This is a genomic window from Solidesulfovibrio alcoholivorans DSM 5433 (genome assembly GCF_000702665.1).
Classification (GTDB): domain Bacteria; phylum Desulfobacterota; class Desulfovibrionia; order Desulfovibrionales; family Desulfovibrionaceae; genus Solidesulfovibrio; species Solidesulfovibrio alcoholivorans.
The window spans coordinates 20,645-29,402 of the sequence record NZ_JNJA01000026.1; the positions used below are offsets into that span (position 1 = coordinate 20,645).

General features: G+C 63.4%; 7 protein-coding genes. 6 read left to right on the forward strand and 1 reads right to left on the reverse strand.

Annotation, left to right across the window (positions count from 1 at the left end):
- Positions 1-154: 154 nt before the first annotated feature.
- The 6 genes from Q368_RS0121665 to Q368_RS26515 all read left to right on the forward strand — a co-directional run bounded on the left by Q368_RS0121665 (position 155) and on the right by Q368_RS26515 (position 7,730).
- The gene (locus Q368_RS0121665; RefSeq protein ID WP_029461123.1) at positions 155-2,056 is read left to right on the forward strand and encodes a glycosyltransferase; all 1,902 of its coding nucleotides are present in this window, start codon (positions 155-157) and stop codon (positions 2,054-2,056) included.
- On the forward strand, positions 2,046-3,353 hold the full coding sequence (locus tag Q368_RS0121670) for a protoporphyrinogen/coproporphyrinogen oxidase (RefSeq protein ID WP_029461124.1): 1,308 nt from the start codon (positions 2,046-2,048) through the stop codon (positions 3,351-3,353). The genes Q368_RS0121665 and Q368_RS0121670 overlap by 11 nt, the downstream gene beginning before the upstream one ends.
- Positions 3,354-3,611: 258 nt before the next feature.
- On the forward strand, positions 3,612-4,292 hold the full coding sequence (locus Q368_RS24170) for an acylneuraminate cytidylyltransferase family protein (protein WP_052360331.1): 681 nt from the start codon (positions 3,612-3,614) through the stop codon (positions 4,290-4,292).
- Positions 4,293-4,357: 65 nt separating this feature from the next.
- Complete coding sequence (locus Q368_RS0121680) at positions 4,358-5,356, forward strand: hypothetical protein (RefSeq protein ID WP_156955820.1); 999 nt, start codon at positions 4,358-4,360, stop codon at positions 5,354-5,356.
- Positions 5,353-6,609, forward strand: a complete 1,257-nt coding sequence (locus tag Q368_RS26510) for an NHL repeat-containing protein (RefSeq protein ID WP_029461127.1) — start codon at positions 5,353-5,355, stop codon at positions 6,607-6,609. Before Q368_RS0121680 ends, Q368_RS26510 begins: the two co-directional genes overlap by 4 nt.
- A gap of 68 nt (positions 6,610-6,677) precedes the next feature.
- Positions 6,678-7,730 carry a glycosyltransferase gene (locus Q368_RS26515; RefSeq protein WP_162179670.1) on the forward strand — a complete coding sequence of 351 codons (1,053 nt, stop codon included), beginning with the start codon at positions 6,678-6,680 and terminating at the stop codon, positions 7,728-7,730.
- 256 nt (positions 7,731-7,986) lie between these two features.
- Here the strand turns inward: Q368_RS26515 and Q368_RS0121695 are convergent.
- Positions 7,987-8,758 (reverse strand): Tn3 family transposase (locus Q368_RS0121695; protein ID WP_029461129.1); only part of this gene is annotated, 772 nt, incomplete at its 5' end.

An 8,758-nucleotide genomic window follows, 5' to 3' on the forward strand; every position in this document is an offset into this window, starting at 1 on the left:
CTCTTGGACCAGATTGTGGAACAAAACTTGCTTAATTATCGCGAATGTCCCTCTCCGTCAGTTGGGGACATCGGTCGGGCTGTGTCTTTCGTCTGATGCCGTTGATGCCGTCAAACACGAGAAAGAAAACGATACACGGATATGGAGAGCCGCCATGGAAGCAGAGACGGGGCAACGGAGAGGCGATATCCGCCGCAACAATCACGCGCGACGCCAAAAAGGCCTGGCCAACGTCAAGCAGCTCGCGGACGACCTGCGCGGGATCGACATCGTCCTTATCACGCCCACAAGCCCCTACCTGCAGCCGGGGGCCTGCCCATACTGTTCGCCGTGTGACACGCTCCATCCCTTCGGCGCCAGAATCCTCGGCGTCTTCAGCTATCCGCTTGCCGCCGCGCATCAGATCGCCGACCCGGCCGTGGCCCTCGCGGCATTCGCCGACGCCCTGGGCACGCCCTATCTCATGATTGGTTCCGATTACGACTTGCCTTTCGCCTACTGCATGCAACTTCGCGAAATGGGCTTCATCCTCATCAACAACGATGAGAATTCCGTTGATCCCCGCAACATGGCGAATCTCGGCCGCATGGCGAAATGTGACGCCACCATTTCCTATGACCCGAAGGCCGACCGATATTTGCGCGGGCTTGGCGTCGTGCCGCTCAGTTTCGGCATTTCCCTCAACTATTGCGGCAAATTCACGCCGGTATCGCCGGCTTCCCCGCGTCCGGTGGATGTGATGTTCGTCGGGTCCTCCATCGAGACGCCCTATTCAGGGCCGCGCCTTTCGATTCTCAACACGCTGCGAAGCAAAGGCGTCCCTGTCGCCTGCTGGGGCATGGGGTTCCAGGTCTGTGAGGAACTCTTCGGCGGCCCTGCGGCGGAATTGCCCTACAGCCCCGAAACGGGATGCGTTCCCAGCGTGCTCGAATACTATCAACGGGCCAAAATCGGCATCAATTTCGACTTCGTCCACAAGGACAGAACGTTCAAGATCGTGCTGGCCGGGGCGCTGCTCGTCTGCACCGACACCCCGCAGATCCGGGACCTCTTTACGCCCGGCGAGGAAATCGTCGTGTTCACGACCCTCGACGAACTGGCGGAGAAGTGCCGCTACTACCTCGCCCATGAAACGGAACGCCTCGCCATCGCCCGGCGCGGCCATGAAAAGGCGTTGTCCCTGTTTCAGCCCGACAGGATCTTCAAACGGACATACGAGCGGTTCGTCCAGGATATCGCCTCCCTCGATCCCGACCGGACAGTCGAAGACTTGACGCGTGCGGCCGGCGTCGTCGCCTTGACAGGGGAGTTGGACGCGCCATCCGCCCTGGACTATCTTCGCCAATTGCCGCGACGCTTCGGGGCCGCCCACGCCTACGCCGAAACACTGCTCGGGATGTACACGGCCCTGCCGGCCGAATACCAGGCCATCGCCGGGAAGCGCGCCGAAAAAGCGCTCCTTGCGGCCTGCCGGGCCGGCGACTTCGACCTCGCCGCGCTGTTGCTCCCCATCTGCCTCAATACCCTCTATTTCCATTCCCGGTTGGCCATTCTCCAGGCCGCCATCCAGACCAGGCAGGCCCAGGGACGGGACTGTGCCGACTTGGCCGACATTCTGGCCGCATGCCTGCGCCAGTACCAGCGGCAATGCCAGTTGGGCGCCAGTCTGGCGGAACCCTTTGCCGAAGAATTCTTTTTACGAGAGAAATTGCGTCGCAAACTGATCCAAGGGAAAAAGTTGGCCATCTTCGGCGCCGGCGGCAACGGGCGAGCCTGGAAGCGCTGGGTGGAGGCGTCGCTGGAAGGCGTCAGCGTCACGTTCGTGGACAATGACCCGGCCAAACAGGGGAAAGTCATCGACGGGGCGCCCGTCCATGCCAAATCGAGGCTGCGGGAAGAACCTTTCGACTATATCCTGATCGCTTCGACCTGGAAGACGAACATCGCCTGCGAACTGGGCATGATGGGATTCGAAAAAGGCAGGGATTTCGAAGGAACCCTGCATCTCCCTTGCGCCTTCGCCACGGAACGGCCCGGAGAGCTCCATGGAAAATAGCGATATCGCCATCCTCGGCGCCGGCATGAGCGGCCTTTCGCTTGGGACGGAACTGTCCAGGCGGGGCATCCCGTTTACGGTTTACGAGGCGGAAGCCACTCCCGGCGGTTTGTGCCGGACATGGCGCACGGGTCCGTTCCGTTGGGATCTGGGCGTCCACGCCTTGTATAGCAAAGACAATGCCTTTCAGGATTTTTTAACATCCTTGCCTCTCAGCTACCAATCCTGCGATAGAACCGTAAAAATATGTCATCTGGCAAACGATGCCGTTTACGAGCTTGAGTATCCTTTTGAAAATGGGCTTTATCAGCTTCCGGACGATGACTGGGAAGATTGCATCGTTGGCTATATGGAGTCATGCGCATCGAAAACAAATAGTTTCAAAAACTTAAGTGATTGGATTTATTGTGGGCTTGGCTCTGGCATTGCCCGTTGCTTCATGATTCCATACAACACAAAAATATGGAATTCACAACTTGACAATATATCATTGAAGCTCGTATCCAACAAAATAGAACCTGAGCCATTCGAAAAGATTATCCAGGGGGCCTTGGGACATAGATACATCGGTCGTGCGTACCAATCCAAATTTCTGTATCCTCATAACGGCATCCAAACCCTCGTCGATACGTTGCATGCCCCGATCAGCCGTTCCGTCCACCTCAACAAGCTTTTGCGTCGCATCACCCCTCAGGCGAACGGCTATACCCTCGACTTTGCCGACGCCACGCACGCAACGTGCCGGACCATCATTTCCACCATCCCCCTGCCGACCCTCATCGACGCCTTGCCTTACCCGGAACTTGCCGCCCGGCGCGAGCAGTTGCGCCACAACGACACGTTCTTCATCATGATCGGGCTCAAGGACGGCAAGGCCTTCGGTCGCTTCAAGTCCTGCCATTGGGTTTTCTTCGCTGGCGATGAAATCTTCTATCGCTTGACGTTCATGGAGAATTTCTATGACGGGTTCCGCCCCGCCGTCGTCGCGGAGTACACCGTCAAAACGGGTGACGTGGTTTCCCGGGACGCCCTCGTCGAGACTGTCGTTTCCGACTTGCTACGGCGCGGCATCCTCGGCTCGGCGGACGACATCGCTTGCGTCGATACCCAGTTCCAGCAATATACCTATCCTATACCGACCCTCGATCTCGACGACGTGAAGACGTACCTGACTGAGTTTCTCGCCGCAAAAAACATCTACCTAGTCGGGCGCAATGGCGCTTGGGAATATCTGAATATCGACGGCGTATTCGCGAGTGCGACGAGGTTCGTCGCCGCGATGCCGTACCGAAGCTGACCCTTGGGGCGCTGACCGCTCTCATGGAACCCGTTGAGGGCGCGCCTTCAGGCTCCCGGATGGACACCAAGGGGGCATCGAGGACGTTGGGCAACAACGCACGCCCTAAAGCCCCCTTGGGAACACTGACGGGGCCGAAACATGCCGGCACGCGTCTCTACCGTTGACAACGGCCCTGCCGAAATGGTCCTTTCGCTTGTCCTTTTTCCCAAGAATGCTGGGGGAAAACACAACGCGCCATCGCAATGGGGAACGTACATGCGTCCGAACGTCCTGGCCTTCATCCCGGCTCGTGGCGGGTCCAAAGGCATCACGAACAAAAATTTATATCCTCTTGCCGGCAAGCCCCTCGTCTTCTGGACCATCGTGGTGGCCCTGCGGGCCCAGTGCTTCACCCGGATCGTGGTGTCCACGGACAGCCGGGAAATCGCGGACGCGGCCGTGGGGTTCGGGGCGGAGGTTCCCTTTCTGCGGCCGGCGGAACTGGCCCAGGACACCTCCCTGCTCGGCGACGCCATCGCCCATTCCCTCGCCCGCCTGGAGGAGGACGGTTTCCGGGCCGACATCGTGGTGGAACTCTACCCCACCCATCCTTTCCGCTCGGTGGGCCTGGTGCGCGACCTCACGGCCAGGCTTGCGGACGGCGCGGGGCAGGCGAGCACGGTCCGCCCCGTGTCCCCGGCATGGGACCGTCTGCTCCGCCTGGATGCGGACGGGACCGTCCATGGCCTGTCCGGCGCGGCTAAACCCTTTCCCGCACAGGCCTACCGCCGCTATGGCCTGTTCAATGGCTGGAGGGTGGCGCAGGACATCACCCGCCGCGGCTACATCCACCCCCTCCTGGACCCCGTGGAGCTTATCGACATCGACGAAATGGAAGACATGCAGTTGGCCGAAGCCATCATTGCGCGCAACCTCTACGATTTCGGAACGCGGTAGTGGAACCCGTCTGCGTTTTTCTCCTGACGCCCGGGCGGCCTCTTGACGCCGGGGAGCGGGAAGACTTGGGCCGACGCCTCGGCGTCCTTGCCGCCGAGGCAGGACCGACGCGGGCCCTGGCCTGCGTCGGCAAAGACGCCGCCGGCCTGAAGGACCTAGCCGCGCTATGCGGCCTGTCCGTGGCCGTTCTCGCGCCGGGGCGGCAGGCCGCCGGGGCGGCGGGCCTGCCCTGGCCGCCCGGCGCGGCCGAAGCCCTGGCCGCCGCGCAAGAACGCTTCCCCGGGCTTCCCTGCGTTCTTGCCGACGCCTTGCGCACGGATCTGCAACCCACGCTGCTACAGGCGTTTTTGGCGGCCGTGGCCCGGTCTCCGGACGCCCCCATGATCGCGCTTCAGCCCCTGCGCGACCATCCCTGCCAGCTGCTCCACTACTTCACGCTGGAAGACATGCTCGCCCTGTCCCGTGCGCGCGGCGGCGATCCCGCCGCGCCGGCCGGCATCCTGGCCGCCGGCGAGGGGGAAGACGGCTCGCGCTGGCAGTGGGAGGTCGCGCAGGGAGGGGATTCCGTCCTGTCCCGGCTCCCCTGCGCCTGGCCGCGTCCGTCCGAGGCGCGGCGCGAAACATTGCTCCACGTCGAAATCCTGGACGTCGCCGGGAACAGCCTTGGCCGCGTCATGGCGCCCGTCCCCCAGCCGGGCCGCACGTTCACGCTCGGTCCCCTGGAGGAGACGGCCCAAAGCCTGCTCCTGTGCCTGCTCGGCAGCGGGGCGGGCGAATACCATTTCCAGGCGGCCCATCCCGGCATCGACGGCCTGTGGCGCATGACGGACAACGGGGACGTTTTTCTCGAGCAGACGGGTCGCCTCCTTACGGGGAGGCAGGACTTCCCCCCTCTGTACCTGCCCGACGGGCTGCTCGCCTATCTGCCTGCAAAGGCGGACTTCTCGGCGGATGCCGGGCTGCGCGGCTTCCCGCTGGACTGTGAACCCCTGCCGCGCCTGGACGAAGGTTCCGCTCTGGAACGCCTGCTTGCGCAAAAAGGGATGCAGGGAGCGCAGGGATGATCGTCTCCCGCCTGGACGCCCTCGAAGACCGCCTGCAGGAGGCCGCACGCCGCCGCGACGCGCAGGGACTGGCCATGGCGGCCCTGGATTTGGACGACGCCCTGCGCCGGCTGGGACGCCGCCTGGAGTCGCTGCTGGGCTGTCTGGAGACGCAGCCGGGAATGACGGGGAGGCAGGATTGGGGTCTGGGAGAAATATCGCGCAAGTCCCTGGAGCTGCTCACCTACAAGCATTCCTTTTCCCTGTGGCGACGCTGGGAGCAACCGCTGCGGCGCGCGTATCTCGAGCTGGGGCGTCAAAGTTTTTCCCGGGGCCGTTTCGAAACGGCCCGGATACTGCTGGGCCAGGCCCTGGCCGCCGCGCCGATGCTCCCCCTCCGGGCCGAGGAAGCCGCGCTGCTTGGCCCCACGCCGCGCCTGCGTCCGCGCCGCTGCCGGTCCTTCGCCGCCTGGCTGCCGCCGGAAGGCGAAGTGTCGAGCATTGCCCGCCATCCTGCGGACGGCGGCTATCTGGTCCTGGACCACATGCTGGGGCGGGTGCTGCGGCTCGACGCGTCCCTGGAGCCCCGGGAAACCCGGGCTCTCCCCCCGGGAAAATACTGGACGCTGTGCGCCGACCGGGACCACCCGGAGGGCGGCCTCATCTGGGCCTGCGATTTCCAAGGGCAGCGCCTGTTGGGCCTGGACGCCCGGGGCGATGCGGTGGCCAGCCTGTCCCTGTCGGGGCTGCCCGTTGCCCGCGGCGGCCAAACGCGGCCGATTATCGCAGCCGCCGCGGCAGGCTGGCTGTATATTGTCGCGGACGTCCCGGGCAACCCGACGCTCCTTGTCCGGTTACGGCCGGAAGATCCGGCCGGCACGGTGGAAGCGTTCGCCCACCCCTGGTGCCAGGCGGCCTTCGGCGTACACTGCGCCGGCGATGTGCTCCTGACCCTGCATTGGAAGCCGGCGGCGCTGCTCGTCTTCAAAATGGACAGCGCGGGCCGCGGCCGCCTCGCACATCGGCTGCTTTTGCCCGGCCATCTCCCCTCGGACCCCTTGAGCTGCTGCCGGGGCCTGGGGCAGACCGTCGTGACTACGGCCAACAGCTTGCTCCGGTTCGACGAGGAGTTCCATCCCGTCTACTGCCACGACCAGCAGATCGGCGTGCCCCCGGACTTCCAACAGGCGTTCCAACGTTTCTGCCCGGACGGGGCAGGCGGGCTTGTGGCCCTGGACAGAATCAGACACCATATCTGGCAGGTGACCCCATGATGCGACCGAAGGTGCTTTTTTTCTCCCGCGTTTCCGCCGAACCCAATGCGCGAGGGAACGCCACATACATGCGCGACCTGATGCGGGCCCTGGACGCGGCAGGCATCGACGTGGAACTGGCCCTCCTCGACGCGGTTTCCGGCCCTCCCCCGCCGGCCTGGGACAGCCCGGCCACAGCCTCCGAACGGGATTTCGCCCGCCAGCGCATCCTCGAAACCCGGCCGCATGTCGTATTGGTCAACTACACGTGCCTGGCCGATCTGCTTGACGCGGCGCCGGCAGAGACCCTGACAGCCATCTTGACCCACGACGTGTGCTGGCGGCGCGCGGCGGTTTTCGCCGAGGCCGGAGCGCGCCAGGACGGCCTGCGCTGGGATCGCGACACAGAAACCGTGCTCTTGGCCAAAGCGCGATTGCTCGTGGCCATCCAGACCGAGGAAGCCCGCATCCTGGCCGAAATGTCACCCGGGGCCGAAGTGCTCCTCGCCCCTTTTTCCATGCGCCCCTGCCCCATCGCGACGCCCCCCCGGCCCGGGCGCTGCCTGTTCGTGGGCAGCGATGCCGATCACAATCGGGCAAGCCTGCTGTGGTTTCTGGATGCGGTCTGGCCGCTGGTGCTGGCCGCGCGCCCCGAGGCCACGCTGTCCGTCTGCGGCACGGTGAACCACAGGATAAAAAAGACGTTTCCCAACGTGACCATGCACGGCAGGGTGGAGGATCTCGAGCCGCAATACGCGGAGGCGACCGTGTGCATCGCGCCGCGTCTGGTGGGCAGCGGCCTGGAGATCAAGCTGGTGGAGGCCATGGGGCACGGCAAATGCTGTGTCGTCAACGAGCGCGGGTTGTCCGCTTTGCCTCCCGAGTGCCGCGATGCGGTGCTGCCGGCCGCCGACGCCAATGGCTTCGCGGCAACGCTCCTGCGCGCCCTTGGCGACGAGGACTTGCGTTGGGTCATCGGCCGGCGGGCCTTGGACTGTGTGCAATGTTTTTTCAATCCTGAACGGACCTACGCTCCCCTTATCGACCGTATTCGACGTCAGGCTGTGGGTTCAGCGTCATTGTGCGACGTATCGGCGCAGTCAGGCCTGACTTCCTCACCCAGGTCAGCCAGCGCTTCATGAACCGTTTGGCCCAGCCGACGCTGAGGTAATTCCATACCCCGGACAGGCTTTCCTTGGGGTCCTCGTGAGGCGGACCCGGTTTTCTTGGACACGGATTTGCAGGAATCTCAGTGTCAAAGGAGAACCGGGACATGAGGCAAGATAAACGCGAAAAGGGACAGGGGACGGACGACGGCACGGTACGTGATCCTGGGGCGAGTGAAGTTAGGGGAGAAAACACGAAACGGAATTTTACGCACCCTAAGGCGGAATTTTCTTAATTCGCCAGCAAGGAGGTGGGGCGGCGAAGTTGACGGAGACGGCCGGCCTCGGTCTCTTGACCATCACTCCAAACATAATCGCCGGTCAGGCTGATATGTTCCCAGCCCAAGGGCGCGACATGTGGCAGCAGGGAACCATCAATGACCACGCCCTGGTCACGTAGCTCTTCCACGGCCTTGGCCAAATAGACCGTGTTCCAGAGGATGATCGCCGCTGTCAGGAGATTGAGCCCGCTTGCCCGGTAGCACTGATTTTCAAAGGAACGGTCGCGAATCTCGCCCAGGCGGTTGAAGAACACGGCTCGTCCCAGGGCATGCCGCCCCTCTCCCTTGTTCAGTTCCCGCCCCGTCTTCCTGCGCTGTTCAGGGTTTTCCAGCCAATGCATAGTGAAGCACGTGCGCTCCAGGCGCCCCAGCTCCCGCAGAGCCATGGCCAAGCCGTTTTGTCGCGGGTATGCGGCCAGCTTCTTCAGCATGAGCGAAGCGGCCACCGTGCCGGTCTTGATAGAGGCCGTCAGCCGCAGGATTTCCTCCCAGTGCGCCTCAATACGCCGTACGTTGACTTGGCCGGCGATGAGGCCAGAGAGAGCTGGATAGTCCGAAGTGCGGCCAAAGACGTAGAGCCGGCGATCCTTGAGGTCCCGGATGCGCGGGGCGAAGGTGAAGCCGAGAAGGGGTCGTCTCAGAAAACGGAAAAAATCGTACGCTAAGCCGGTTGCAACGGTCGTAGCGGCCTGAATTTGCCGGCGCCGATCTTGGCGCTGCTGC

Excerpts from the sequence above, each read along its gene's own strand:
- Q368_RS26515 (WP_162179670.1), top strand. The coding sequence starts at position 6,678 with ATGCGCGACCTGATGCGGGCCCTGGACGCGGCAGGCATCGACGTGGAA.
- Q368_RS0121665 (WP_029461123.1), top strand. The coding sequence starts at position 155 with ATGGAAGCAGAGACGGGGCAACGGAGAGGCGATATCCGCCGCAACAAT.
- Q368_RS26510 (WP_029461127.1), top strand. The coding sequence starts at position 5,353 with ATGATCGTCTCCCGCCTGGACGCCCTCGAAGACCGCCTGCAGGAGGCC.
- Q368_RS24170 (WP_052360331.1), top strand. The coding sequence starts at position 3,612 with ATGCGTCCGAACGTCCTGGCCTTCATCCCGGCTCGTGGCGGGTCCAAA.
- Q368_RS0121670 (WP_029461124.1), top strand. The coding sequence starts at position 2,046 with ATGGAAAATAGCGATATCGCCATCCTCGGCGCCGGCATGAGCGGCCTT.